Source organism: Stenotrophomonas terrae, from assembly GCF_039674165.1.
Taxonomy (GTDB): domain Bacteria; phylum Pseudomonadota; class Gammaproteobacteria; order Xanthomonadales; family Xanthomonadaceae; genus Stenotrophomonas; species Stenotrophomonas terrae_A.
On record NZ_JBDJMY010000020.1, the window covers coordinates 24,690 to 49,195 of the forward strand.

The 24,506-nt window shown below is 65.0% G+C and carries 23 protein-coding genes; 1 reads left to right on the plus strand and 22 read right to left on the minus strand.

The window, feature by feature from the left end; all coding sequences use genetic code 11:
- The first annotated feature begins 36 nt into the window (after nucleotides 1–36).
- The gene (locus ABE493_RS10825; RefSeq protein ID WP_346498925.1) at nucleotides 37–399 is read left to right on the plus strand and encodes a hypothetical protein; all 363 of its coding nucleotides are present in this window, start codon (nucleotides 37–39) and stop codon (nucleotides 397–399) included.
- Between the two features lie 166 nt (nucleotides 400–565).
- Here ABE493_RS10825 and ABE493_RS10830 read toward each other — a convergent pair whose 3' ends face one another.
- From ABE493_RS10830 to xpsH, 22 genes are all read right to left on the minus strand, one after another.
- Nucleotides 566–2,002 (minus strand): lipid II flippase MurJ, encoded by a 1,437-nt coding sequence (locus ABE493_RS10830; RefSeq protein ID WP_346498926.1) that lies wholly within the window; start codon nucleotides 2,000–2,002, stop codon nucleotides 566–568.
- A gap of 2 nt (nucleotides 2,003–2,004) precedes the next feature.
- Nucleotides 2,005–2,826 carry an acyltransferase gene (locus ABE493_RS10835; protein WP_346498927.1) on the minus strand — a complete coding sequence of 274 codons (822 nt, stop codon included), beginning with the start codon at nucleotides 2,824–2,826 and terminating at the stop codon, nucleotides 2,005–2,007.
- Nucleotides 2,823–4,220, minus strand: a complete 1,398-nt coding sequence (locus ABE493_RS10840; RefSeq protein WP_346498928.1) for an O-antigen ligase family protein — start codon at nucleotides 4,218–4,220, stop codon at nucleotides 2,823–2,825. Before ABE493_RS10840 ends, ABE493_RS10835 begins: the two co-directional genes overlap by 4 nt.
- Nucleotides 4,217–5,320 (minus strand): glycosyltransferase family 4 protein, encoded by a 1,104-nt coding sequence (locus ABE493_RS10845; protein ID WP_346498929.1) that lies wholly within the window; start codon nucleotides 5,318–5,320, stop codon nucleotides 4,217–4,219. The genes ABE493_RS10840 and ABE493_RS10845 overlap by 4 nt, the downstream gene beginning before the upstream one ends.
- Nucleotides 5,311–6,513, minus strand: coding sequence for a glycosyltransferase family 4 protein (locus ABE493_RS10850; RefSeq protein ID WP_346498930.1), 1,203 nt, complete (start codon nucleotides 6,511–6,513; stop codon nucleotides 5,311–5,313). Before ABE493_RS10850 ends, ABE493_RS10845 begins: the two co-directional genes overlap by 10 nt.
- Nucleotides 6,513–7,862, minus strand: coding sequence for a beta-galactosidase (locus tag ABE493_RS10855; RefSeq protein WP_346498931.1), 1,350 nt, complete (start codon nucleotides 7,860–7,862; stop codon nucleotides 6,513–6,515). Before ABE493_RS10855 ends, ABE493_RS10850 begins: the two co-directional genes overlap by 1 nt.
- The gene (locus tag ABE493_RS10860) at nucleotides 7,859–9,025 is read right to left on the minus strand and encodes a glycosyltransferase (protein ID WP_346498932.1); all 1,167 of its coding nucleotides are present in this window, start codon (nucleotides 9,023–9,025) and stop codon (nucleotides 7,859–7,861) included. Before ABE493_RS10860 ends, ABE493_RS10855 begins: the two co-directional genes overlap by 4 nt.
- Entirely contained in the window at nucleotides 9,026–11,008 is a 1,983-nt protein-coding gene (locus ABE493_RS10865; RefSeq protein ID WP_346498933.1) for a GumC family protein, read from the minus strand.
- Nucleotides 11,005–11,790, minus strand: coding sequence for a polysaccharide biosynthesis/export family protein (locus ABE493_RS10870; RefSeq protein ID WP_346498934.1), 786 nt, complete (start codon nucleotides 11,788–11,790; stop codon nucleotides 11,005–11,007). Before ABE493_RS10870 ends, ABE493_RS10865 begins: the two co-directional genes overlap by 4 nt.
- Nucleotides 11,787–12,713 (minus strand): glycosyltransferase family 2 protein, encoded by a 927-nt coding sequence (locus tag ABE493_RS10875; RefSeq protein WP_346498935.1) that lies wholly within the window; start codon nucleotides 12,711–12,713, stop codon nucleotides 11,787–11,789. The genes ABE493_RS10870 and ABE493_RS10875 overlap by 4 nt, the downstream gene beginning before the upstream one ends.
- Entirely contained in the window at nucleotides 12,713–14,083 is a 1,371-nt protein-coding gene (locus ABE493_RS10880) for an undecaprenyl-phosphate glucose phosphotransferase (protein ID WP_346498936.1), read from the minus strand. The genes ABE493_RS10875 and ABE493_RS10880 overlap by 1 nt, the downstream gene beginning before the upstream one ends.
- A 355-nt stretch (nucleotides 14,084–14,438) precedes the next feature.
- Nucleotides 14,439–15,608 (minus strand): nicotinate phosphoribosyltransferase, encoded by a 1,170-nt coding sequence (pncB, locus tag ABE493_RS10885; RefSeq protein WP_346498937.1) that lies wholly within the window; start codon nucleotides 15,606–15,608, stop codon nucleotides 14,439–14,441.
- A gap of 240 nt (nucleotides 15,609–15,848) precedes the next feature.
- Nucleotides 15,849–16,682 (minus strand): glycosyltransferase family 2 protein, encoded by an 834-nt coding sequence (locus tag ABE493_RS10890; protein WP_346498938.1) that lies wholly within the window; start codon nucleotides 16,680–16,682, stop codon nucleotides 15,849–15,851.
- Nucleotides 16,683–16,684: 2 nt separating this feature from the next.
- Complete coding sequence (locus ABE493_RS10895) at nucleotides 16,685–17,542, minus strand: glycosyltransferase family 2 protein (protein WP_346498939.1); 858 nt, start codon at nucleotides 17,540–17,542, stop codon at nucleotides 16,685–16,687.
- Between the two features lie 2 nt (nucleotides 17,543–17,544).
- Nucleotides 17,545–19,785: a type II secretion system secretin GspD gene (gene gspD, locus ABE493_RS10900; RefSeq protein ID WP_346498940.1), complete on the minus strand. Its 2,241-nt coding sequence runs from the start codon at nucleotides 19,783–19,785 to the stop codon at nucleotides 17,545–17,547.
- Nucleotides 19,786–19,794: 9 nt separating this feature from the next.
- Entirely contained in the window at nucleotides 19,795–20,475 is a 681-nt protein-coding gene (locus ABE493_RS10905; protein WP_346498941.1) for a hypothetical protein, read from the minus strand.
- Nucleotides 20,465–21,073 (minus strand): type II secretion system protein GspM, encoded by a 609-nt coding sequence (gene gspM, locus ABE493_RS10910; protein WP_346498942.1) that lies wholly within the window; start codon nucleotides 21,071–21,073, stop codon nucleotides 20,465–20,467. Before gspM ends, ABE493_RS10905 begins: the two co-directional genes overlap by 11 nt.
- Complete coding sequence (locus tag ABE493_RS10915; protein WP_346498943.1) at nucleotides 21,048–22,175, minus strand: PilN domain-containing protein; 1,128 nt, start codon at nucleotides 22,173–22,175, stop codon at nucleotides 21,048–21,050. Before ABE493_RS10915 ends, gspM begins: the two co-directional genes overlap by 26 nt.
- Entirely contained in the window at nucleotides 22,172–23,026 is an 855-nt protein-coding gene (locus ABE493_RS10920; protein ID WP_346498944.1) for a general secretion pathway protein GspK, read from the minus strand. Before ABE493_RS10920 ends, ABE493_RS10915 begins: the two co-directional genes overlap by 4 nt.
- A complete protein-coding gene (locus ABE493_RS10925) occupies nucleotides 23,023–23,664 on the minus strand; it encodes a prepilin-type N-terminal cleavage/methylation domain-containing protein (RefSeq protein WP_346498945.1) in 642 nt (213 codons plus the stop codon). Before ABE493_RS10925 ends, ABE493_RS10920 begins: the two co-directional genes overlap by 4 nt.
- Complete coding sequence (gene xpsI / locus ABE493_RS10930) at nucleotides 23,661–24,053, minus strand: type II secretion system protein XpsI (protein WP_346498946.1); 393 nt, start codon at nucleotides 24,051–24,053, stop codon at nucleotides 23,661–23,663. Before xpsI ends, ABE493_RS10925 begins: the two co-directional genes overlap by 4 nt.
- Nucleotides 24,050–24,496 (minus strand): type II secretion system protein XpsH, encoded by a 447-nt coding sequence (gene xpsH, locus ABE493_RS10935; RefSeq protein ID WP_346498947.1) that lies wholly within the window; start codon nucleotides 24,494–24,496, stop codon nucleotides 24,050–24,052. Before xpsH ends, xpsI begins: the two co-directional genes overlap by 4 nt.
- Nucleotides 24,497–24,506: the final 10 nt, after the last annotated feature.

Genomic DNA, 24,506 nt, shown 5'->3' on the forward strand with positions numbered 1-24,506 from the left:
GCGCTTACTGAAGGCCCCACAGCGCGGAGCACCACCATGAACCGTTCTTTCCTGCTTGGCGTGGCACTTGCTCCTATCAGCGCGCTGGCCCAGCCCAGTGAGGGCACTGTGCAGTTCAGCGGCCGGATCACCAGCCCGGGCTGCGCGACCGCGCTTGAAGTGGAGGCACAGCAGCTGCGCCTGGATGACTGCCCGCGTGCAACCCAGGGTGCGGCTATCAGCGTGGAAACCCTGGATACCGGCAGCAACGTACCGGTCGGCTCGGCCACCTCTCCGCAAGCCGCAACCACCTTGATGGCGCCGTTGCCGCAGGCCCAGCAACGGCTGTTCTCAACCAAGTACAGGTTGGCTGCACAGTCGGCGCAAAGCGGCTATCTGGTAAGAATTACCTACCTGTAACCCGTCCGCTTGAAACGAGCCACGACGCCGAGCGCACCGTGGCTGCTGTCAGTTGGCCATTCAAGCCCCGAAGCGATATCCGGCACAGCCAGCTGGGTATGCAGGACGCACTGCCCAAGCCCGGCGCATGCGCATCAACGTGATCGATTCAAGCGGCCAACTCAAGTCAGCCTGGGGAGACAAGCGTCGGCGCCCGTGCGATGCGTAGACACCAGCTCCCCAGCAACAGGAGCCATACGAACGCGTATAACGAAGCAGCGGAGATCTGCAGCCATACTCCCGGTACAAGCAAGAACAGCGGCCACGCCCCCGCCAGTGCAAGCATCGCCAGCACTGGCAATCGCCGCATCAATGGATCGCCCAGCAGCGCATAGCGGCGCAGGAACAGCAGGGCAGTCAACAGACACCCGGCCAACGCAGCCCATGCGATGCCGGCGATCCCCGTCACCGCCGGCACCAACGCCAGTGCCAAGGCATTGACCGCGCTGCCCATCAACTCATAGCGCATCGGCAAGACAGTGTTACCGATGGCATAGGCATAACGCGCGAGCAAAGCATTCCAAGCGCCGAAAACAATCACGCATGCGAACCAGGCCAGCAACATCGGCAACGGCCCTTGCTGCATGCCGGAGGGCAGCAGCAACTCCACCAGTGACGGCGCGCTGCCAATCATGCCGGCCGCAGCAGGAATGGTCATTGCAGCCGTCAGCAGCAAGCCCAACCGCAATGCAGCCCGCCGCGCGGCAAGGTCTTCACCCAACTGCGCCATGCGCGCCAGCACCACCTGGTTGAGACTCATCAGCGCGACCAACGGCAGGTTGACCAGCTTGCGCGCCAGGTTGACCAGGGTGATGGCACCTTCGCCGAGGAAAGAGGCGCAGATGCGCTCCAGCAGCACAAGCCCCTGGCTGGCCCCGGCGCTGGCAAGCAACGGCCCGAGCCTGGCATACAGTTCAGCAGCATCGCGCCGTTGCCAGCACCAGCGCCAAGGCCGCCAGCCACCGCGCCACAGCAACGGCAGCACCGACAACAACATCAGTACGGCACCGGCAACGAACGCCCACGACAGGCTGCGCTCATCGCTTGCCCCACGCTGCTGCAGCAACAACAGCACCGGCGGCAGGTTGTAGAGAAACGAGCCGAGGCCGGCCACCAGAAATCGTTGTTGCGCCTGCCCCACCGCCGCTGCCAACGCATGCAGCAGCAGCATCGGTATCACGCAGGACAGCACCAGCAGACTGGATGCAGCAGTATGCTGCGCGGCAGGCGCCAGCCCCGGGCCTATCAACCTGACCCATAGACCAGCAGCCAACGCCAATACCACGCTGATCAGAATGCCGATCAGCAACACACTCGCCACCTGGGTGGACACCCACCCGCTGCGGCGCTCCACATCCAGCTGTTGATACAACGGCAGCGCGGCCGACGACAGCAGGCCGGCAGCCAAGGTCATGCGGATGGCTTCGGGCAGGAACTGCGCCACCAGAAAACCATCGGTACGTGCACCTGCGCCCCAGGCATCGACCAGCAGCCATTCGCGGCCGAAGCCGAGCGCAAGCCCGGCTACCGTCACCACCGTCAACCAGAGCGTAGTGCGGAACATGCTCAGTGCAGCAGCGTCAGGATGTTCTTGCCACCCACCCGATAGGACAGGTTGTGCGGCCGCTCACCCATTGGCTTGGCACCGGTGCCGCCGATGATCTTGTAGGGCGGCACTTCCTTGGCCACCACCGTGTTGGCGGTGATCACACAGCCGCGCCCAAGGTGCGCGCCATGCGCGACCAGCGCGCGGCTGGCGATCCACACATAGTCATCGATGATGATGGGCGCGGAAACCGACCAGAACTCCGGTGCGGTCAGGTCATGCGAGCCGGCAATGATCAGCACGTGCGAAGCGATGGCGACATGGTCACCGATGCGCAGGCCGGCGCGGGCGTCGATCTGGCAGTGCCAGGCAATCACGCTGTCCTTGCCGATCACCAGATTGTTGACACCCAGCACTTCGGTATTGCGCCATATCGTGGAACCCTCACCGATCTTCGCGCCGCCCAGGCGCAACCAGGTCAGCCGCACCCAATGGAACGGCACCTTGTTGATGGCGATGTTGTAGATCTGCTCCCACAAGCGCAGGGAGCGGTCCTTGAACGTCGGCCAGTTGATGCCATAGCGTGGCACCAGCTGCGCCGGAACCTCGGTCTTCAGCACATGGTAGAGCTGCCTGCCCAGTGGATGCTGCAGCTGCGATTCGATATCCACCGAGCAGATCGATACCCGCACCTGATCACCGCTGGCTTCCTCGAATGCGCCCTCGTTGGCCAACAGCCATTCGTAGGCTTCGCCCAGCGCGGCCGGAGCAACCTGCATGCGGGCGGCGTAGTCGGCCAGCCGTGCACGCAGATCCATGGAATGAAAAATCCGGTGTTTCATTGCTGCTTCCTCAAACTCGACAAAGGCTGGCCAGGGGTACCGGAGGAAACCGCGGCCGCGCTCTGCAACCCCAGACCCATCAGCAGCCAGAACAAGGCCACCAGCACCATGGTGAAACTGTAATAGTGATCGATCAGTCCGGTCAGCAAGGCCGCTACCAGGCCGGTGGTGCAGCCCATCCACAGCCCATTACGCCTATCCACCGTAAGCACCTTGCCGCGCGGCCGCACCTGTTGCCACCAGCGCCAGGTCACCACGCAATACAGCACCATGCCCAGCGCTCCCAGTTTGTACATGTAGTACAGCCAAAGATTGGAGATGCCGAGCAGGCCACTGCCCGGCACTGGCGGTTCAGTGCGGAAGCCGATTCCCAAGGGGTAGCGTGCCACCGCCTCGGGGAAACGCTTGTACTCATCCACACGTACCTCGGTGCTGGCATTGTCCGATGAGAACATCGTCGCCAGACGGTCCTGCAGCGGCGCATAGGTCAGCGCCAGCACCCCACCAAGGATGATGCCGGCCATGACCATCGCACGCGCATAGGGAACCCGCAGCCAGGACAGCCACAGCAGTACCAGGCCGATGGCCAGGATGGCACCACGTGAGCTGCTCAACAGCAACGCCGCACCACCGAGCACGGCCACCGCCGCACCCAGTGCGCGCCGCCAGCCGTGCTGATAGAGGCCGTAGAAGGCCGCCAGTGGCACGAACATCGCCATCGCGCCGCCGGTCAGGTTGGGGTGAACCCAGGGCGAGCCCAGGCGCGCGTTCTCGGCACTGAAAATATCCAGCAACGCCTCCGGGTGCGCGTAATGCATCTTCTCGAGTACCGGGATCATGTCCAGCGCGCTGCGTGATTTGACGAACATCCCCAACGACAGCAACAACATCGCCAGGTTGCCCAGCAACAGCATCACCATCAATTGTTCGCGTTGCTTTTCCTGCGACAGCATCAGCGGTGCCAGCAACAGCAGCGACAGGTTGGCCAACCAGCGCACCCAATTTACTGGTCCATTGCCATCGGCCACCACCATCACCTGACCAACCAGGAACGGCAGCACACTGAACACCATCAACAACAGCAGGCCGCGCTCGACGCTGCCCCACTGCGGCCGCTCCAGCCGCTGGAAGAACAACTGCAGCGCCACGCCCGCCCAGGTCAGCCCAAGCATCGCCTCGGCCAAGGTGAAACGGAAACCCACCTGCAACGTGCTGAACGGCATGAAGGTGGCCACCAGCGCGAACAGCGACAGCCCTACCATCGGCCAACGCAGCACCACCAGCGCCGCCGGCAGTCCCGCCAAGACCACGAAAAACTTGGACGGCGGCAGGAACAGCAGCAGGCTGCCGAACAGCAGGCCGCACAGCACGGCGACAGTAGTGCCCAGCCTCATCGCCATGCCTCCTGCAGCAGCTGTGCCACCCGTTGTTGGTAGGGCCCGGCGCTGTAGCGCCGTGCTGACATCATCAGCGCGCCAGGGGTTTCCTGCTCACCGCGCCCCGATGCCGCCGCCAGCAGCGCACTATTCAGTTGAACCACGTCCCGCGGATCAAACCGCAGCGCCTGCGCCGGCGTGATCTCATCCAGCGCACTGCCAGTGGCGACCGCAACCGGTGTGCCGCAACTCAATGCCTCGATCACCGGCAAGCCGAATCCTTCGGCGGTCGCCGGGTGCAGCAGGCGTTCGGCATCGTGATACAGCCGCGACAGCTGCGCGTCACTCAGCCCGCTGCGCCAGTGCAGGCCTGCCAGCGCCGACAGGTGCGCAGGTACATCGGCAGGGTCACCGATCAGTACAAGATCCGGCAGCGCGTGGCCATCACCACGCAGCGCGTTCCACTGCTGCAGCAGGAACGGGATGTTCTTGCGTGGCTCGCGGGTACCCACTACCAGCCAGTAGCGCGCTGGCAACGCCGGATCGGACGCCGGACTGGGTGCCGCCAACGGCAGTACCGCATTAGGCAGGACCGAGGTGCGTTCCGCCGCACGCGGATACAACCGTGCAAGCGCAGCAGCGCTGAACTGCGACGGTGTCCAGATCGCGTCGGCGCCGCGCACCGCGTGCCCGATAAGAAAACGGTCCATGCCGCCATAGACACGCCCGTGCAGCCAGCTGGCATGACGGCCGGGCAAGGTCAGCTGGAACACGTCGTGCAGCAACAGTACCTGCCTGCGCAATGTCGGCGGACGGCGCAGCGGCAAACCACTGTTGGCGGTGGCGATATACAGATCGACACCATGCGCCCGCAGTGCTCCCGGCAGGAAGCCCAGTTCGAAGGCCAGGCGCGAACGCGGCCGATGCAGGCCGTTGCTGGCCGTCGCCGCAGGTGGGCAGATGGCCAGCTGCCGGTGCGGATGCCCTTCCGGCGCCATGCTGAAACGCAGCAGCTCGCACCCTTCGGCCAGCAGCGCCTGCTCAAGGGCCAGCACCTGACGGGCAATGCCCGAATGCGGTGCGGCGGTGACCGGCCGGTAATCGATGCCTATGCGCATGTCAGCCCGGCGTACACCGCCTCCAGCTGGTCTGCGGAACGCTGCCAATCGTGCTGCGCGCGTACATAGTCACGGCCCGCCTCGCCGGTGCTGTGTGCCAGCTGTGCACTTGCCAACAACTGCAAGGCCGCAGCAACCAGTGCCTCCGCGTCCACACCGCCCTGGTAGTGCGTGCCACGCTGCACATCCAGCCCGGACACCGCCTGCGGCGTAGCGACCACCGGCAGGCCCGCCGCCATCGCCTCCAGTACCTTGAGCTTGGAACCGCCCCCATCGCGCAGCGCCGCCAGGAACAGGCTGCAGCTGGCCTGCACCGGCTGCAGGCTGGGTACAAACCCAAGCCACTCGATGCGTGGATCCGGCCAGCGCTCGGCCCATTGCGCCGGCAATGCGTAGCCGCAGAGGCACAACCGTACTTGCGGCTCCGCCGCCCATATCGCCGGCATGATGTCGTCCAGCAGCCACTCCACCGCATCGATGTTGGGCGCGTACTCGAAGTTGCCTACGAACAAAATCCGCCGTGCGGCATGATCAGCCACCACCTCGGAGAACGCCCCGGTATCGGTACCGTTGACTACCACCGCGACAGGTTGGCGGCTGTACGCCGCCAGCACCCGGGCATCGTCCCCGGTCATCGCCACCACCTTGCGCGCAGCAGCAACAACCCGGCGTTCCCAACGCTGGTAACGCCAACGGTCCAGTCGCGCCAATGGCCTGAATACTGCCGGCAGACGACTGTAGGTCACCTCTGCCAGCGTGGATTCGACATTGTGTTCGCTGAGCAGGAAACCGCCTTGATGCTTGCGCAGTGGGCCGCGGCACGGCTCGAACATATAGGAGTGTTCCAACTGCACCACATCCCAGGGTTGCTGCAGCAACTGCTCCAATGCGCGGCTGAACGCCGGCGCGTAGCCGTTGACCGAGGCCAGCAGCGGCGCTGGCGACAGCAGCCCAGCGAGCATCGTCTTCATTGAGCGCAGCGGCCGCCGCTCAAGCACGAGCAGACGTTCCAGCAGCGGCTCCAACTGCGCCTGGGTCGCGGCATCCAGCGGCACTTTGCTTTGCACCAGCAGGGTAATGCGATGGCCGCGCGCGGCCAGGCAGCGCAGCAGATGGTACTGCCGCAGTTTGCCGCCGCTGGTGGTTGGCCATGGCAGATACGGCAGGATCCACAGGATATGCAGCGGCCGCATCACCACTCCAATACCGACAGCGATGTCGACACCGGTACCTGCACCGCGTCACCACTGCCCAGTTGCTTGCGCGCGCCTGTCAGCACGTCGTGCAGCACCGCCTGGTTGAGGCCGTTGACCTGGACCTGCCCGGGCTGCGCCGCCCAGAACATCCATAGCCGGCGGCCGTCCGGGCGCTGCCAACCAATGCTGATCAAACCCGGCGCAGCGCCATTGAATGCCGGCGCCTTGCCCGGTACCAGGCGCGGCCCGGTGATCTGCAGCAGCCGCTGCACCGCGCTGTATACCGGCTTGGCATCACCTGCCTCGTCGAGCAGACCGTAGCGGCGGTCGCGCGCACCTGCGCGCTGATCCAGGTCACTCAGGGCAAACAGGAAAATCTTGTCGTAATCCAGTGCGCTCATCAGCGCCAAACGTCGGGTGACGAAGTCCGCCTGCCCCTGCGCACCGATGATGGGCTGCTCTTCCTTTGGGCCGGCATAGCTCGACCAACCCCATTCGTCGGCCCAGATCTCGCCCGCACCGGCGGCCCTCAAGGACGCGTTGCCCTGACGGGCGCGCTGCACGAAGTCCATCGCGTGCGCATCGTCGCCCTCCGGATACAGCGAATACGGGTGGTAGGCGGTGATCACGTCCAGGGAAAACAAGCCGCCCTTGGCTAGCGCTTCCACCATCAATGCGCCGTTACGGGTAGGCATCTGGCTGAAATAGCCCATGCCGCCCAGTACGATCTTCCGGCCCGGGGCTTCACGGCGCATTGCCTGCACGGTGGTCAGCAGCAACTGTCCATAAGCGGCAGGGTCCTCGCGGGGTTGCCAGAATGCGGGCAGGTTGGGTTCGTTCCACACCTGCCAGGCCACCACCTTGGGATAACGCTGCGCCAGTTGCACCATAGCGCGCGCATACAGCGCAGGATCCTTCGGCGGATACTGGTCGGGATTGGGGCTGCCCGCCGGCGCCGAGGTGGCATGCGGTGCCGAGCCGACCAGGTACACCTCGGCCTGCAGACCGCGCCGCTCCATTTCCGCCATCAGTGGATCAAGCACATCCCAGCGGAACTGGCCTTGGCGTGGCTCGATGGTGTCCCAGTGCAGATCCACCCGCACCCAATGCAGGCCCAGGGCCTGTAGCTGATCCATCTGCTTGCGGTAGCGCGCCGGCTCGAACCACAGGAAGTGCGCATTGACGCCCAGATAGTCCGCCCACACCACCGGCCGCGGCGGGACCAGCTCCAGTCCGGCCCGCTCGCCTTTGGCGCAGGCGCTGACGCCCCACAGCAGCGCGCCAACCAACAGCGCTGAGCCAAGTATCCGCGTCAGACGTACCTTGAACACGCCCGCTTCCTTCATCGTCTGCGCTCCACTACCGATGCGAACAGCGCCGCAAACTCATCTGCAATCGTCTGCCACTGCCGTTGCTTACCCAGCGCCGATGCCGCCACCGCCCACTGGCGTGCCAGCGATGGCGCATCCAGCAGTGCAACAATCCGCTGCGCCAGCGCGTGGCTTTGGCCCTGGGCAAAGACCACCCCGTTGCCGTATGAAACCTCTTCGGCAAACGCGCGCGCATCGGAGGCTATCACCCCACGCCCGCTTGCATTGGCCCACGACAGCGCACCACTGGTCCCGCGCAGCTTGCCAAGCAGCGCCAGCTTCCGCGAATCGCGATAAGGCAGCACCATCGCGTGGTGCGCCTGCACGCAATCAAGTATTCCCTCGGCGGGCAGATCGAGCTGCCACGCGATCCGCTCTGCGATACCAAGGCCGGTGGCGAGTTCGCGCAGCTGTGACAGATAGTTGCCACGGCTGCCAAAGGCCAGCTCAGGTGACGAGCCACCGGCCATGGTCAACACCAGCCGCGCCTGCGGCCGAGTGCGGAAAACCTCGGCTACGGCTTCGAATAGATCTTCGATGCCCTTGCCCGGGTAGATGAAGCCGAAATACAGCAACCGCACGACTTCGTCCGGAGGCAGCTCCGCCTGGGCGAATACCGGATTGCCATGCGCGATGAAGTGAACCTTGTCTGCCGCGCTCCGCATCCGCTCCCGCAGGCAGGTGGCGCCGGTGCGGGTCAAGGCCACCATCGCATCAAGACCGGCGGCCACGTTGCGTTCGCGTGCGAGCGTGCTGCGGTCCTGTGCCAACGCAAGCAGCTGCGGCAGCGGACGCGGCCACGTCGCCACGCGGCGTAAAACGCCGCGCGCAGGGTCCGGCGAGCGCCACACCAGGCGTTCGGGATCATGCACGGTGGCGCTGGTCGCCAGCTGCGGCCAGCGCACACGCAGCTGCTCGAGCGCAACGAACTCCGGCCCACGGCCGCCGCCCAGCTGTGCATGGACGATGTCCACGCCCTGCCAGAAATCCGCATCGTGGGTATCCCAACCCTCCCCGTCGCGGTGCGGTGGCACGCACACGTCCACGCCGACGCCACGCAGCGCCTGCATCCACGCCTGGGCATAGTCGGCAATACCGTTCTGCAATGGTGGCAGTGGCGCGAGCAGGGCGACTCTCACTCAATACGCCCCAAGCCAGCGACTGATGGGCTTCCAGAACTTGGCGGGGATCTCGAACACGCGTCGGTTGAGCACGATGCCATCGACCCGTCCCAGTGCGTCGCGCAGCAGCGCCAAGGCACTTTCCACTGCGGGTACGGTGGTGCTGCGTGCCTGCACGACCAGGATGATGCGGTCGCAGCCGCGCAACGCTATCAGCGCATGCTCGTCGCTCAACGGCGGCGCCTGCACGATCAACATCTCACCGGGCTGGACCGGCAGTGCCCCCTCGCGCACCGTATAACCCTGCTGCCTGAGCACGATGGCCAGGCGCGAGGCGATGAAGCTGACACCCTCGCCGGAACGACCTGACGTCACGCCCAGAGACAGCCCGCGCTCGGCAATCTGCTCCAACGGCAGCCGGCAGTAGATGCGATACAGCGCCGCACGCAGTGCTTGCGACCCCTCCTGGTCGCGCGCTATCTCCGGCACCGTGGCCAACAACGGCACGTTGAAGGTTTTCTCGATGCGACCGCCGTCGTGGATGCGCTGATCCAGCAGATACAGCACGAACACCACCACCAAGGCCACAACCAACGCCACCGGCAGGGTCAGCAGCAACATCAACATGCTTTTCGGGAAAACCCGCGACGGGGTGAAACTCGATTCGCCGACCAAGGCTACATTGCTGAGCCGATTGCGATTCAAATCACGGATCACGCGCGCGCGCAGCAGATAGTCCGAATACTGCGCGAAGGTCTTCTCGGCCGAACCCAGCTCCAGGCTGAGCCGCGACAATGACGGCTCGGCCGACATCACTTCCTCGCGTGCGGCCTGCAGCTGCTTGAGCTGTTCGTCGATCTCGGCGATGTTGGCATCGATCTTGGCAACATTGATGCGTGCGTCCTGCATGTCCTGGCGCAGGCGCGTGCCAAGGGCGTTGGGGGCCATGTTGCGCGAACGCACCACGTTGTCATTGACCGCGGCGATCTCCGCTTCGAGGCCGGCAATGCTTTCATCCAGCGCCCGCACCGGCGGCGCGCCATCCTTGAAGTTGCGCAGCAGATCCAGGCGCTGCTGCTTCAGGCCATTCAACTTCAGCTTCAGGTCTTCGCGGGCGGGATTGAGGCTGATCTCACGCTCGGTCATCACTTCACCGGCGACGGCCGGCAGCTGCCGTCCGGCCGCACCGAGTATCCCCCGCAGCGCTTCACGCTCGGCCTGCAGCTCGCGGCGCTGGCGATAGAGCTTCTGCAGCTGATCGGTCACATCTTCAATGCGCTGTTCGACACTGGTGGCATCGATCACCCGCAGGCGATCACGCAACTGCTGTTTCAGCTTGATGATGGTGTCGTTGAGCTCGGTGTTCTGCTGCTGGTAGAAATCAAACAACGCATCGCCGCCCGCAGCATTTGCGCGCTCATCGAAATACGCATCCACCCAGGCCCGCGAGATGCCCTGCGCCACCTGCGGGTCGCCCCAGGTCACGCGCATCTCCATCACGTTCGAGCCCGGGTCATGGCTTACCGCCAGCCGTTTTGCCAGACGTGCCGCCAGACGGTCTTCGGGCGGCGCCTTGTCCATCAGACCCACGCCCACGAACATGTCGCGGACAAGTTCCTTGCACCACGCGGCCGCCTTTCCAAGCTGGAACTTGAAACGCGCCCAGCCGCCCTGCGGTGGTACCGACGACATGGCCAGATAGGCCTTGGCAACCTTCAGCATGACCGGCGCACTGGTCGCCATTTTTTCCTCATCCAGCAGCGGATCACGCTGCGGGCTCTGCTGCACGAAGCCGGACTCCGGGCCCGGCTGCACCGGCAGCTGCACGCTGGCACTCTGGGTAGGCTTGACCAGCAGCCGCGCATCGGAAACGTAGCGATTGGGCAGCAGGAAGGCACCGGCAACCACCACCGCGATCGTGACCAGCAATGTCAGCCGGAACTCACGCGTGAAGATGAAAAGAAGACGCAGCGCGTCACGAAGACTACGGACCTCGATCACGGCACGCTCCCGTCTGGGTTGTTGATCCGATAGGACGGCTCGTTTATCTGATAATTCGCCGATGCGCCGAACCCGCGGAACATCAGCAGCTGGCCCACATACATGTCCACCCGCTGGATCGCATTGCCGATGCGCGAACTGGGCACGAACACCAGATCACCGCGCTGCAACTGCACCCCCGCCTTGCCGTTGGTGGCAGGGCTCAGCAGCTGGGCGTAGTCGAAGAAGTACACCTGCTGCACACCATCGTCGTCCTGGCGGACCAGCGCCACATGGTGACTGTCCGCGGTTGGCAGCACGCCGCCGGTGGCAGTGATGGCCTGTGGCACGGTCACCGCCGACATCAGATCGAACGCGCCCGGGTTGCGCACCGCGCCACCCACATACACCCGGCTACCGGGTGCCTCCGCGATATTGATGGTCACCCGCGGCTCACGGTAGATCGCATCCAACCGCTGGCTGATCTCTTCGCCGATCGCCTCGGGGCTGCGCCCACCGGCCTTGACGATACCAATGAAGGGATAGGCGATGGTGCCGTCGGGGCGGACCCGGTAAAGCGTCGCCTCGTCCTTCTCCGCAGGTGTCTGTGCGTCGCGTACGATCCGCAGCACGTCACCGACATGCACCTTGAGCACCGGCTTGGGCAGCTGCTCCGGGCTGAAATTGCTGATCTGGCGCTCACCGATGACCTTGCTGGCGGGCAGTTGCACAACGTTGGACATCGCACACGCCGTCACCAGCAGGGTGAGCAGCGCCGGCAGCACCAATCGCAGGGATTTCATGATTTGCTCCAATAGCCGGTAAACATTCCGATGCGTCGCTTCAGGCGCAGCGGCAGATGCCGCTCCATATGCCCAAGACGATAGCCGATGAATTTTGCAGCGGTGCGCAGCAGCGCGCCCGGCACGGCAGCCAGTGCCCCGGCGTGGCGCAGCGCCTGCAGTTCGGAACGGACAAAACGCCCGCCCTCGCCGCCTGCCCCACCAAAGTTCTGCCGTATCCAGCGTTCGCGCGAATAGAAAACGCCAATGTCGAAGTAGCGCTTGAGCTCTTCCACGATGGTGTAGTCGTGCGAGTGCCAGGCCTCGGCCGCAGCCGCGTAATTGACCGCGTGGCCGGCCAGCAGCATCCGCGCCGCGATATGTGTGTCCTCGGTGCCGATCACGTCCTGCGGGAAGCCACCAATAGCTGCCAGCAGATCGGCGCGATAAGCGCAGAACGCATCGGAGCTGAAACAGGTCTTGATGCCCAGTTCGGCAGCGTCACTGCTGCGCTTGATGCGGCCCTGCGGCGGATAGTTGAAGGCACGCGCATGCCGCGCCAGAACGCCGGCATCCGGGTGGGGCAGCTGGCGCCCATAGGCCACGCCCACATCGTCGGCGGCATACACGCCATCCACCAGCGCCTGCAGCGCGTTCGGTGGCACCGGTATCGCGTCCTGGGTCATGTAGATCAGCACATCGGCGTCGACCATACCGGCTGCAAGGCGGCGTGTACCGCCGTGATTGAAGTCGCGGGGATCAATCTCCACCACCCGCGCCCCGTATTCGCGCCAGCGCGCGACGCTGCCGTCACTGGAGGCGCTGTCGATGATCAGCAACTCGTCCGGCTGCAGCGACTGTGCACGCAACGCCGGCAGCATCCGCGCCATATGTGGCTCACCGTTGCGCACGGGAATGATCAAGGCAACACGTGGGCGGGCCATCAATATGCCGCCTTCATCGACAGCACCGCCGGCAGCGTACGCAGCAGGATGAAGGCATCCAGGCCAAGCGACCAGTTCTCGATATAGGCAAGATCGTATTCGACACGCTTCTGCAGCTTCTCGACGGTATCGGTCTCACCACGGTAACCATGTACCTGCGCAAGGCCGGTGATGCCGGGCTTCACCTTGTGCCGGGCCACATAGTTGGCGACGGCCTCCTCGAACAACACGTCTGCAGCCTTGGTCGCCGTGGCATGCGGCCGCGGGCCCACCATCGACATGCTGCCGGCCAGCACATTGAACAGCTGCGGCAACTCATCGATGCTGCTTTTGCGAATGAAGCGGCCCACGCGGGTGACGCGCGGATCGCCGGCGCGGGTCTGGGTCTGCGCATCCATGTCACGCTGATCGTGAAACATGGAGCGGAACTTGTAGACCTCGATCAACTGGTGGTTGTAGCCATAGCGCCGCTGCCGGAACAGAACCGGGCCGCGTGAATCGAGCTTGATCGCAACCGACACCAGCAGCATCAGTGGTGACAGCAGCAACAGCGCCAGGCTGGCCAGGATGATGTCCTCGGCTCTTTTATAGGCGGGTGCCCAGCCCTTCAACGGCGGCTCCGACACCACCAGCATCGGCACATCGGAGATGTCCGCCACGCGCGGCAAGGCAAAATTGAAGGCCTGCATCTCCGGCACCAGGAAGACCTGCACCGGCATCTTCCTGAGCAGCTCCACATAATGATGATTGCGCCCTTCTGCCACCGCTGGCAGCGCCATCAGCACCTGGTCCACCTCGTTGTTGCGGATCAGCTGCTCAAGCAAGGTGAAGTTGCCAATCAGCTGTGGGCGTAGGTGCGAGCTGATCCGCTCCGGGCTGCGGTCATCGATGAACCCCAGCAGGCCACTGGCGATATCCACGTTCTGCTGCATGTGCTGCGCGAGTCGCGCGCCGTTCTCCGTAGCGCCCAGAATCACCGAACGGCCGACGAAATGGCCAGCACGGATGCGTCGCTGGAAGAACGCCAGCATCAACAGCCGCCCGAGCACCAGCAGCAACAGTGTCGTCAGATACCAGAGCAGCGCCATCTTCACCGGCAGATAGGCAATCACCCGGAACACCGTATGCAGCATCAGCACCAGGCCGAAGCTTGCCGACCAGGCCACGATCGTCGAGCGGATCAATACCCGGTTGCTGAACATCTCCCGCCCGTACATGCCAAAGGCGGTGAACACCAGCAGGGTCAGCAGGCCTGCCAGCAAGGCCAGCACGCCATAGGTGCGTATCAAGGCGCCGTTATGCACGCCCATCAGCAACAGCACCAGCGCCGCAGGCGAAACCGCCGCGCAGAAGTGGAAAATACGTGCCATCAGACGCGACCAGCGCATCACTATCGGACGTGTATTTGCAAACAACGCATCTGAGAACGGTAAGCGCATTACGACGTCAGACACCTGTGCTGATCAAAAACAAGCAGGCGCACACCTTCCAAACCTGACGAACTCGCATTCGAAGCGATGCCGCCGGTTTGACCCTGTGAGCCACCTGCCCCCTGCAGACAACCTTCCGGCGCATCAAACGACGAGCACGGTGTACCTGGCCACCTGTTCCATGGCCGCTACAATAACGTGACAGCACTCACGTTTATAGGGGTACAGACGCGACGATCAGCTTCGTTAAGGAATCAATCGCAGTTGTCAAGACCGGGTGACAGTAATTTGACGCTTACTGAAGCTCGAAAACCTGCCGCAAATACGACAGATAGCCCGGATCATCACACATGCTCTTACCCGGCGAATCACTGAGCTTGGCGACCGGTTGGCCGTTGCAGCGAACCATCTTGATGACGATGTTCAGCGGCGTCGGGCCCAGGTCATTGGTCAGATGGGTGCCAACACCGAAGGCGACCTGGCAGCGGCCACGGAAGTAGTCGTACAGCTGCATCACTTTTTCGATGTTCAGCCCGTCGCTGAACACCAACACCTTGCTGGTCGGGTCGACGCGGTTGGCCTTGAAGTGGGCCAGCATGCGATCACCCCACGCGACCGGGTCGCCGGAATCATGGCGCACGCCATCGAACAGCTTGCAGAAATACATGTCGAAGTCGCGCAGGAAAGCTTCCATGCCGACCACGTCGGACAGGGCAATGCCCAGGTCACCGCGATACTCTCGCGCCCACGACTCCAGCGCCGCCACCTGCGAGTCACGCAGCCGTGGGCCCAATGCCTGGAAGGCCTGCAGATACTCATGCGCCATCGTGCCGTGCGGGGTCATGCCGTACATGCGCGCGAAGTGCACGTTGCTGGTGCCGACAAACTGCGAGCCCAAGGCATCACGCAGCATCGGCAACATCATGGCGTGCCACTTGCGCGAATAGCGGCGACGCGAACCGTAATCGGCGATGCGGCAGTTTTCAAAGCCCGGTGTATCGCGCAACAGCGCGGTCTTGACCTGCAGGCGACGCTCGCCTTCGGCGAAATCGGGCGAGGTGGTATTGCGGAACCACACCTCGTTGATGATCGCCAGCAGCGGCACTTCAAACATGATGGTGTGCAGCCACGGGCCGGTGATATCCAGCTCGATCTCGCCCGGCACGGTCGCCGACGCCTGCAGACTGATGTATTTGCGATCCAGATGGAACAAACCGAGGAAGTCGGCGAAGTCCGGCTTCACGAAACGCAGCCGGCGCATGTATTCCAGCTCATCGGCGGTGAAGCGCAGGCTGCACAGATGATCGATTTCGGCGTTGATCTCGTCCAGATAGGCGGCCAGATCAATCCCCGGCGTGCGGCATTTGAACCGGTACTGGACGATGGCGCCCGGGTACTGGTGCAGTACCGCCTGCATCATCGTGAATTTGTAGAGATCGGTGTCGAGCAGGGATTGAATGATCATGCCCCGCATTATGCGCTGGCAGGCGGCTCCCGTTCAGCCGAGCGCCAGGGCTTGTTCATGCTCTGTGGCGGGCGCAGGCGCTAGGGCGATGGAGTTTGCACGAAGAGCACCCCTCCCCAGCCCTCCCCTGCGCCTTGCGCAAGGGAGGGAGCGATGCATGCTTCTGCCCCTCCCTTTGGCGCAGCCAAGGGGAGGGTTGGGGAGGGGTGCTTTGAATGCCCCACCGCTCAAATTCCAGCCCTACTTCAACAACAAGCGCGGCACCTGCAGCAGCGCGTGTGCCCAGATCGCGCACCACACCCCTGCCCGCACCAATACGCCGCGCTGCGCCGCTTCGAACTTGCGGAAGTAGCGCCACAGCCCGCGATGCTTGTGCCATTCCACGAAGAACGGCCGCGAGCGGCTGGACACACCGCGCACATGCAGCACCTTCAAGTCATTGGCAATGGCCACCACCGCGCCGGCCTGACGCGCGCGACGGCACAGGTCCAGGTCTTCGGCATGCAGGCGGTAACCCTCATCCCAGCCATGCAGGCGATCAAACAAGCCGCGCGGCATCAGCAACAAGGCACCGGACAAGGCCTGCACCTGCTGCAGCGGCATGCAGGGGTCTGCCGCCACGGACAGACGCGAACCGGCACCGGGCTTGCGCAGCATCGCCGCGAAATCCGGATCGCGGCGGCGTACCGCCGGGTCGGCGATGCCGTTCTCGTCCACCTGCTCCACGCCCAGCAGGCAATCGCCCAGCGGCCGGCCAAGATCACGCAGCTGCGCCAGGGTCTGCGGCTCCACCATCAAATCCGGATTGACGAAGGCCAGCCACGGCGCATGGCATTCGCGCGCGCCCTGGTTGCAGGCGGTTGCAAAGCCGGGGTTGTCCGGATTGGCGATGAAACGCACGCGGCTGTCGGCCAGCGCATGGCGCTGCGCGATCGCCAGCGAGCCATCACGCGATTCGTTGTCGACCACGCGGATCTCGGCCACATCCTTGGCCGCGCGCAAGCGCTGCAGGCATTCATCCAAGGTGCTGGCACTTTGGTAACTGACCACCACCACCGCAATTGAATCGCTCACACCTACTCCGGGCCTGGAAGGGAACCACAGGCGTCGAACAGGTCGGGCTGGGCTTGCGGCATTATCGCCTGCTCGCACAACTGCTGCAGCTGCTGGCGGTGCGCGTGCAGCGGGTCATTCATCAGGAAAGCCGCAAGCCGCGCGGTCCATACCGGCCAGCGGTTGGCCAGCACTTCCATATCACCTTCGGCCGGGCGGCCTTCGCTCTGGCGGCCGACGAAGGCGTTGTCACACAGCACATTGCGCCAGCCCAGGCCGCTCATGCGTAGGCTCAGGTCCACCAGTGCCGCATACCATGAGCCATAGCTGTGAATGTCCAAGCCACCGGCGCGGCGGCGCGCACTGCCGCGTATCAACACCGCGTGGGTCACCGCCGAAGGCAGCTCCGGTTGCAGCAACGGCATCGCCGCCAATGCCTGCGCCAGGCGCGCCGCATCGGCAGGCAAGGGATTGAGTTCGCCTGCGCGTGGCCACGACACTGCTTCGCCGGCATTGCTCCAGGGCGTAGCGGTGGCGATGGAGGCATCGCGTGCCAGACACTCGCTGAGCTGCTGCAGCCAACCGGCCATTGGCAATGCATCCGGCGCCAATACCGCCACATCGGCGTCGCCGCAGGCCTGCAGCATCTGATCCAGATGTGCGGCTTCGCCAATCGGGCGTGGCCGGCGGGTGTATTCGGCCTGCAGCCGGGTGCTGGCCAGCCAATGCTCGATCACCGCCTGCCCGCGCGGCCCGCTCTGGCCATCATCAGCCAGCCACACCGGCGTACCCGCCGGCGTGTGTCGTTCCAATGCGGCAAGGCAGGCATCCAGCGCCGCATCATCCACGCCCACCGGTAACAGAATGACCGGCAGGGCCATGCTTAACGGCCTGCCTTGGGCTTGTCGATCGGGTCCAGCGCGCGGAAGCGGCTGCCGTACTCGTCGGTGAGGTTGCGTGCTTCCTGCGGGTTGCGGACGATGGTGGGCGTGATCAGCACGATCACTTCGTTGCGACGGTGGTTCTGGGTCTTCTGCCCGAACAGGCTGCCGACCACCGGCAAGCGGCTCAGGAACGGCAGGCCGGACGAACCATCGGTGCTGCTGTCATCGATCAGCCCGGCCAGCATCACCGTGTCACCGGTGCTTACCGCCGCCTCGGTCTGCATGCGGCGGGTATTGATGCGGTAGTTGTCGTTCTTGTCCGGCTGCCCTTCCGGCGCGCTGATCTCCTGCACGATGTCCAGGAACACCATGCCGTCGCGGGTAACGCGTGGGCGCACCTTGAGGATGTTGCCGGTTTCCATGTACTGCACGGTGGAATATGCGTTGTCGCCAATGGTCGAGATCGAGGTGGAATTGACCGGGATGCGGCTGCCCACATTCAACGTTGCCACTGCGTTGTTGCGCACGAACAGCGACGGCGTCTGCAGCAGGCGGACGTTGGTGACTTCATCCAGCGCGGTGATGATGGCGGCGGCATTCTTGCCGAGGAAGGTCCAGGCCATGCCGCTGCCGGTGACCTTGCCAGCGATGTCACCCCAGATGCCGCGGCCCAGCGCGCTGGGCAGGCCAGCACCGGACATGCCGATGTTGCCCGGGCTGGCGCCCGGTGCGCCATTCACCGCCTGCTCGAAGAACCAGTTCACGCCATAGCTGAGCTTGCCGTTCAAGGCGACTTCGGCCACCTGCGCTTCGATATGCACCTGCAGCGGCATTACATCGAGTTTTTCCACCACTTCCTGGATCGAGCGCCAGGCCTGCGGGGTGGAGCGCACCAGCAGGGTATTGGTTTCCTCCACCGCCGAAACACCGACGCGGTCACCTTCCACTTCCAGGGTGACGCTGCCGTTGCCCGAGGTCTGCTGCGGCAGCTGCATCGTTTCGCCCATACCGCCACCGCTGCTGCCGGAAAGGCCCGAACCCGCGCCACCGGCCGAACCGATGTCGCTGGGCTTGAGCCCATCGTTCTGGCCATAGCCGCCGTCCTGCCCACGCCCGCCCAGCGTCACCGGGCTGGCACCCGGCGCCAGCGAGGTGCCGCTGTCACCCTGGCTGCGCGAGCCGCTGCTGCCGAACACCTCGGCCAGACGGTCGGCCAGGTCCTTGGCCTTGATGTACTTCAGCTCGTACGAAAACAGACGGGCGTTGCCGCCGGCGCTGTCGATGCGGTCCAGCCATTGCTGGATCTGGTCCAGGTAGCGTGCCTGCGGGGTGATCACCAGTACCGCGTTGGCGTTGTCCAATGGCATGAAACGGAACATGCCCGCACTGGGCGTCTTGCTGTTCTCGCCGAATACTTTTTCAAGATCGTTGGCCACCTGCGAGGCACGCCCGGACTGGATCGGGAACACGCCCACCGACATGCCCGACAGCCAATCCACGTCGAAGATCTCGACCGTGCGCAGGTAGTTTTCCAGCTCGGTGCGGGTGCCGCCCAAGGTGATGACATTGCGTGAACCATCAACGCCGACGATGGCATTGGGCCGCGCATAGGGCTCGAGCACCTTCTTCATCTCGGCAGCCGAGATGTATTGCAGCGGCACCACCCGCACCTCGTAACCGCGCGCGGCGGCGGCCGGGGCGGTGCTGGGCGCCACCGTGCCGGCCAGCGACTGATCGGCCGGCACCACGTTGTAGCGGCCGCCGCTGTAGATCAGGCGGGCATTGTTCCAGCCCAGCACCATCTCCAGCAGGTTCAACGCCTGTGCCGGCGACACCGGCTTGGGCGTGGCCAGCGTCACCGTGCCCTGCACGGTCGGTGCGATCACGTAGTTCTGGCCGAGCATGTCGCCAAGAATGGCCTTGGTGACCGCCTGTACCGATTCGCCCTCGAAATTGAACACCGCGGTGCCATTGCCCGCCGCGCTCAAGGCCGGTGCCGGTGCCGACGCCGCTGCGCGGTTGATCACCGTACCGTTGCCGCGGCGGATCACCGCCCGGCCCTGGTTGTCATCGGGCCGGGGGGCTTCCTCCGCGCTCAAGGCGCTGGTACGCGCGGGCTCGCCGGGGGCCGGCGCACGGGTATCGGGCGCCGGATTACGGCGGACTTCCGGCGGCGGCGTGGTAGCGCAGCTGCTCAGGGCGCCGATCAGCAGGGTGACTGCAACTATGCGTGACGTCATACGTTCACTCTACGGGTTCTGGCTGCCGGAGCGGCCGTTCTGATTCTGTTGTGCCTGCCGACGGCGGGCCTGGATGCGATCACGGATCGCCTTGATCTGATCGGCCGATGGCGACGCAGGATCTGCGGCCGTCGGCGGTGGCGGCGGCAGCGGCACACTGGCGGCCGCCGGTATTGCCACGTTGCCCGGCGCTGCGGCCGCATCCAGTGGCGGCTTGGGCCCGCCGCTGAACACCTGCAGTTCCAGATTGAGGGTGCCGGCCGGGCCACTGACCACGGCGCTGCGCGGCTGCAGCGACAGCAGCTGCCAACCGTCCCGCGGCTCGCCACCCAGGCGCAGCCGCAGCGACTTGCCCTGCTCGGTAGTCAGCGTGGCCATGTCCAGCCCCGGCGTCATCAATACCCCGGTCAAACGCACACTGGCGGCAGCGGGCTCGCCGGCCTCGCCAATGAAGAACGGGTGCGGCCGCCGGTCACTGGCGAACAGCGGCCGGTTCAAGGCCTCGGTGTTGTCGACAACGGCCAGCTGCGCAACCTGCGGCACTGCTGGCAGGGCCGGCGCCTCCAGCGTGGCGGTGCTGTTGCCGATGCGGCTGCCCAGGCCAAACAGGCACGCAGCCCAGACCAGCAGCGCCCAGCCGGCAAAGGTGGCCAGCAGCCAGGTTCTCAGCCCTGCCACGTCATTGCGCATTGCCCACCTCCGTAGCGGGTGGAACAACACCCGGCCGCAGGTAACCGCTGAGTTCGAAGCTCACATCCAGACCACCGCCGCCTTCGCCCGGACCTGCGGCAAGAATGTCCAAGCGGTCAACGCGCAGCTGCGGCGCGCCGGTTTCCAGGGTCTGCAATACGCTCATCCACTCGTTCATGCCGCAACGCAGCCGCGCCTGTACCGCGACCCGCACAAACCGGCCGGTGCTGTCGGCCGGCAACGGCGAACGGTCACTGATGGCGCAGCTGCGTTGATCCGGGCTGGCCAGGCGCGCAGCTTCCTCCAGCCGCTGGACCAGCTTGGAAGTAGCCAGTTCAACCGAGCCTTCGGCCATGAAACCCGGTTGGTCGGCCAGCACCTGCTGCGCCTGCTGCAGCCGCTGTGCAACCTGCGGGGCTTGCCGCAACTGCAGGTCGATGCGCTGCTCGCGTTCCTGCAAGGCCGCGATCTCGGCGTCCACCGCCCGCATCGGAGCGGTCCACAAAGGCTGCACCAGCAACAGATAGACCATGCCCAGCACGGCCAACAACAGGCCCAGCGCCAACCAGCGGTCACGGCGTGCGGGGTGCGGTGCCATCGGCAGCCTCCTGGGTGGGTGCACGCAGTTCTGCGGTCAAGGTGAAACGCTCGCGGCTGCCGCCGTTACCGGTCTGCAACACGCCGGTCAGCGACGGCGTCTTCCACAGGCTGGAGCCTTCCAGCGTGGATACCAGCGAAGACGCGCTGCTGCTCATGCCGATCAACTGCATCCGCCCTGCCTCGATCGACAGCTTCTCCAACGAGGTGGCGTCATCCAGGCGCTGGCTGAGTTCGTTGATGACCTGCGTCGCCGAAGGCTGCGCTGCACGTTGCTCGGCAAAGAACTGCTGGCCATCCACCAGATCCTGCAACTGCTGCCGCTGCGCCGCCACAACGCGCGCGCGCGTGGCCGCGGCATCCACCCGCGCCGACAGCTGCGCGGCAGCCGCACGGCGGTTGTCCAATAGTTGCCAGGCGGCCAACACCAGCATCACCAGCCCTGCCACCAACAGGATGCGGTTGAGCCTGCGCATCGGATCGTGCCGTTGCCGGCGCATTGCTACCGGCAACAGGTTCACCGCCAACGGCTGTGCGTCGGCAGCGAGCACATCGACGCCATCGAGCTGTTGCTGCCAGGCCTCGGCCGGGCTCAACAAGGCATCGATCCGCTGCCGCGGCACCACCACCAGTTCGGTATCCAGCTGACCATCGCCACGGCGCTGCAGCAGGCGCACGTCGTAGTACACCTGCGCGGCGGTGAACGGTGTCTGCCGATCTATCTCGAAACCCAGCACCTCGCGCAGGCGTGGCTCAGCGGCAGCCGGCATGCGCAGCGGCTTGCGCAATACCGCGCTGGCCGGCAGCAGCCCGAAGCGCGGCAAACTCGCCACACGCGGCGGCAAGGCAGCATCCAGCGCAGCCGGCGTGCAATCGCGTGGCAAGGCCTGCAGCAATTGGCGCTGGCCGTTGTGCAGCAGCGATACCGCCAGCTGCTCGTCCGCCACCTGCAACAGCAGGCGTGCATCGGACACGCCCAGCAAGGCCTGCCAGCGGGCGGGCAGCCACGACAGCAGCGCCTGGCTCCACCAGGCCCAGAAGCTGCCAGCGCCCGGCATGATGCGTCCACCTGCCTGCCCTAGTCGTTCGCGCAACCCCGTCATCTCGTCATCGCTCCCTGTTCCCACTGCAGCACCGTATACGGTGCACCGGCCACACCACCGGGATTCAGACGCACCACCGCGCGGGTTGCTGCTTGTCGCTCGCCCACCAACTGCACGCTGCTGGTCACACTATAAGTGCCGCTGTCGCCACCGCCAGCCGAAGTTTCACCCATCCCGGCGTTGCCGTCCTCCCGCTCACGCTGGGCCATGATCAGCGCCGCATCCATGCCCATCGCGGTCAGCACGGTGGCCGGGGCAAAACGCGGATTGGGCCGGCCGTTACCGTACACCGTCAGCAGCGGCGCCAGCTGTGCATAAAGTGCCGGATCCATGCCGAGTACGCGCTGCAGCTCGCTGACACTGTCGAACGGCGCGTTCTTGGCACCGTACGGCAAGCCGGCGGACCGATAGTCGGCAGTCTCCGCGCCACCGGCAATCTGCAGCAGTTCATCCGGGTCGCGCCAATCGACAATGGCACCAGCCAGCCTTGCGGCCTTGTCCGGTGCCAGCTCGAAGCCGCGCAGCAAGGCCTGCAGCAGGTTCAGATCGGCCTTGTTCAAATCGACCTTGCCGGTCTCATCCACAATGCGCAGCTCCACCACCCGGTCATCAAACCGCCAGCGATACGGTCGCCCATCGGCACGCCAACTGGGCTGGGTCGGGGTGGCGCGCATCCGCGACAACGCGTAGTCGATACCGGCATGGGCAATCTGTTCCCCGCCGGCCACGTCGCCGGTCACCCGGCCCTGCAGGTGTTCCACGCGTGCGGTCATCGCAAACGCAGCAATGGTGGTGGCCAGCAACGCCACCACCCACAAGACCAGCACCAACGCTGCGCCACGGGCCTTCATCGCCAACTCCCGGCAGCAGCGGATTGCGGCAGGGCGACCACCAATGGCGGCCATGCCGGGCCATGCGCCGGGGTGATTTCGATGGCGACCAGCGCTGGCATGCGCCCGGCTGCGTCCCAGCTGTCCTGCCAACGCCCCATCGCGCCGCTGCTGGGGTCGATACCGCGATAGCGCAGCTTCACCTGTTTGAGATCATCGGCCAGCAGCTCGCTGCCGCGCGGCGGGTCTTCTTCCAGCAGCTGCCCGCCCTGCAACAGGGTCAAGCCCAGCCGCAGCTGTTGGCCAGCACCACTGCCGCTGACTTCCAGGGTATGCAGATAGGGACCACCGCGGCCCAGGTAGTCGGGCACGTTGGCGACAAAGCGCATTTGCTGCGCAGTACCGGTGAACACCGCAGCAACGCCGGCCGGTGCATCGCGTTGCAGCGGCAAGGGCATGGCCGACACCAGCCGCCGGCGCAGAAAGCCTTCGACCGCGCGCATGCGCTCATTGCCGCTGGCGATGGCTTCACCACGGCTGCTGATGGCCAGCGTCGAACGCACCGCGGCAAATGCCAGCGCCATGCCGGCAGCCAGCAATACCGTGGCCAGCAATACTTCGATCAGAGTAAAACCGCGCGGCCGCGCTGGACGCCTCATGGCGCGGCCTCCAGCGGTGCATTGCCGCGCAAGCGCAGCGTGCGCCAGTGCAACTGCTCCTGCGCGCTCTCGCCCCAACGCACCTGCAGGTCCAGCAACCACAGCCGTGCCTGTTGCTGGCGCGGCTCCATATACGGCGAAACCTGCAGGCTCCATTGATAGCGGCCCTGCTCCCACTCCCCTTGTTGACGCCCTGCACGCAGTGGCGCTTCCACCCCGGCAACGGCCAACAACGACTGTGCATGCAGCGCGGCGCGGCCGTAGCCGTCAGCAAGGCTGACCTGGCGTGCGGCACCGGACAGGCTGCCCAGCAGCAGGGTCATCGCCAAGGCAAGCAGGGCAAAAGCGACGATCACTTCGATCAGGGAATAACCGCGTTGGCGCCTCATCCGGCGCCCTCGCGCGGCGGACCGGCTTTGACTTCGCCGGTTATCCAAGCCACATCGATCCGCCACACCGCCTTGCCGGCGCGCAGCTCGATGCGCCCGCCGCTGGATGCGCCATCCTCGAAGAAACGCACCACGCCTTCATCGCGCCGCTGTTGCAGCTGCCCGGCACCGGTGAACTGCACGTTGACGTTTTCCGGCAGCTCACCATGGTGACCGTCCGCGCCCTGCCATCTGCCGGTGCGCGGCGTGATCTGGAACTGCTGGGGAACGCCGGTACTGATTGCACGGGTGCGTGCGAAGCGCAGTTCGGCCGCCAGGGTTTTGCCGGCCGAACGCAGGCGCACGCCTTCCATGCCGCCGTTCATCGCCATTGCCGCCATCATCGCCAGTGCGGCGACCAGTGCCAGCACCAGCACCATTTCCAGCAGCGACATGCCGCGCATGGCCTTACGC

Coding starts and splice junctions, on each gene's coding strand:
- ABE493_RS10825 (WP_346498925.1), top strand. CDS start 37: ATGAACCGTTCTTTCCTGCTTGGCGTGGCACTTGCTCCTATCAGCGCG.
- ABE493_RS10830 (WP_346498926.1), bottom strand. CDS start 2,002: ATGTTCCGCACTACGCTCTGGTTGACGGTGGTGACGGTAGCCGGGCTT.
- ABE493_RS10835 (WP_346498927.1), bottom strand. CDS start 2,826: ATGAAACACCGGATTTTTCATTCCATGGATCTGCGTGCACGGCTGGCC.
- ABE493_RS10840 (WP_346498928.1), bottom strand. CDS start 4,220: ATGAGGCTGGGCACTACTGTCGCCGTGCTGTGCGGCCTGCTGTTCGGC.
- ABE493_RS10845 (WP_346498929.1), bottom strand. CDS start 5,320: ATGCGCATAGGCATCGATTACCGGCCGGTCACCGCCGCACCGCATTCG.
- ABE493_RS10850 (WP_346498930.1), bottom strand. CDS start 6,513: ATGCGGCCGCTGCATATCCTGTGGATCCTGCCGTATCTGCCATGGCCA.
- ABE493_RS10855 (WP_346498931.1), bottom strand. CDS start 7,862: ATGAAGGAAGCGGGCGTGTTCAAGGTACGTCTGACGCGGATACTTGGC.
- ABE493_RS10870 (WP_346498934.1), bottom strand. CDS start 11,790: ATGAAATCCCTGCGATTGGTGCTGCCGGCGCTGCTCACCCTGCTGGTG.
- ABE493_RS10875 (WP_346498935.1), bottom strand. CDS start 12,713: ATGGCCCGCCCACGTGTTGCCTTGATCATTCCCGTGCGCAACGGTGAG.
- ABE493_RS10880 (WP_346498936.1), bottom strand. CDS start 14,083: ATGGCACGTATTTTCCACTTCTGCGCGGCGGTTTCGCCTGCGGCGCTG.
- pncB (WP_346498937.1), bottom strand. CDS start 15,608: ATGATCATTCAATCCCTGCTCGACACCGATCTCTACAAATTCACGATG.
- ABE493_RS10895 (WP_346498939.1), bottom strand. CDS start 17,542: ATGGCCCTGCCGGTCATTCTGTTACCGGTGGGCGTGGATGATGCGGCG.
- gspD (WP_346498940.1), bottom strand. CDS start 19,785: ATGACGTCACGCATAGTTGCAGTCACCCTGCTGATCGGCGCCCTGAGC.
- ABE493_RS10905 (WP_346498941.1), bottom strand. CDS start 20,475: ATGCGCAATGACGTGGCAGGGCTGAGAACCTGGCTGCTGGCCACCTTT.
- gspM (WP_346498942.1), bottom strand. CDS start 21,073: ATGGCACCGCACCCCGCACGCCGTGACCGCTGGTTGGCGCTGGGCCTG.
- ABE493_RS10915 (WP_346498943.1), bottom strand. CDS start 22,175: ATGACGGGGTTGCGCGAACGACTAGGGCAGGCAGGTGGACGCATCATG.
- ABE493_RS10920 (WP_346498944.1), bottom strand. CDS start 23,026: ATGAAGGCCCGTGGCGCAGCGTTGGTGCTGGTCTTGTGGGTGGTGGCG.
- ABE493_RS10925 (WP_346498945.1), bottom strand. CDS start 23,664: ATGAGGCGTCCAGCGCGGCCGCGCGGTTTTACTCTGATCGAAGTATTG.
- xpsI (WP_346498946.1), bottom strand. CDS start 24,053: ATGAGGCGCCAACGCGGTTATTCCCTGATCGAAGTGATCGTCGCTTTT.
- xpsH (WP_346498947.1), bottom strand. CDS start 24,496: ATGCGCGGCATGTCGCTGCTGGAAATGGTGCTGGTGCTGGCACTGGTC.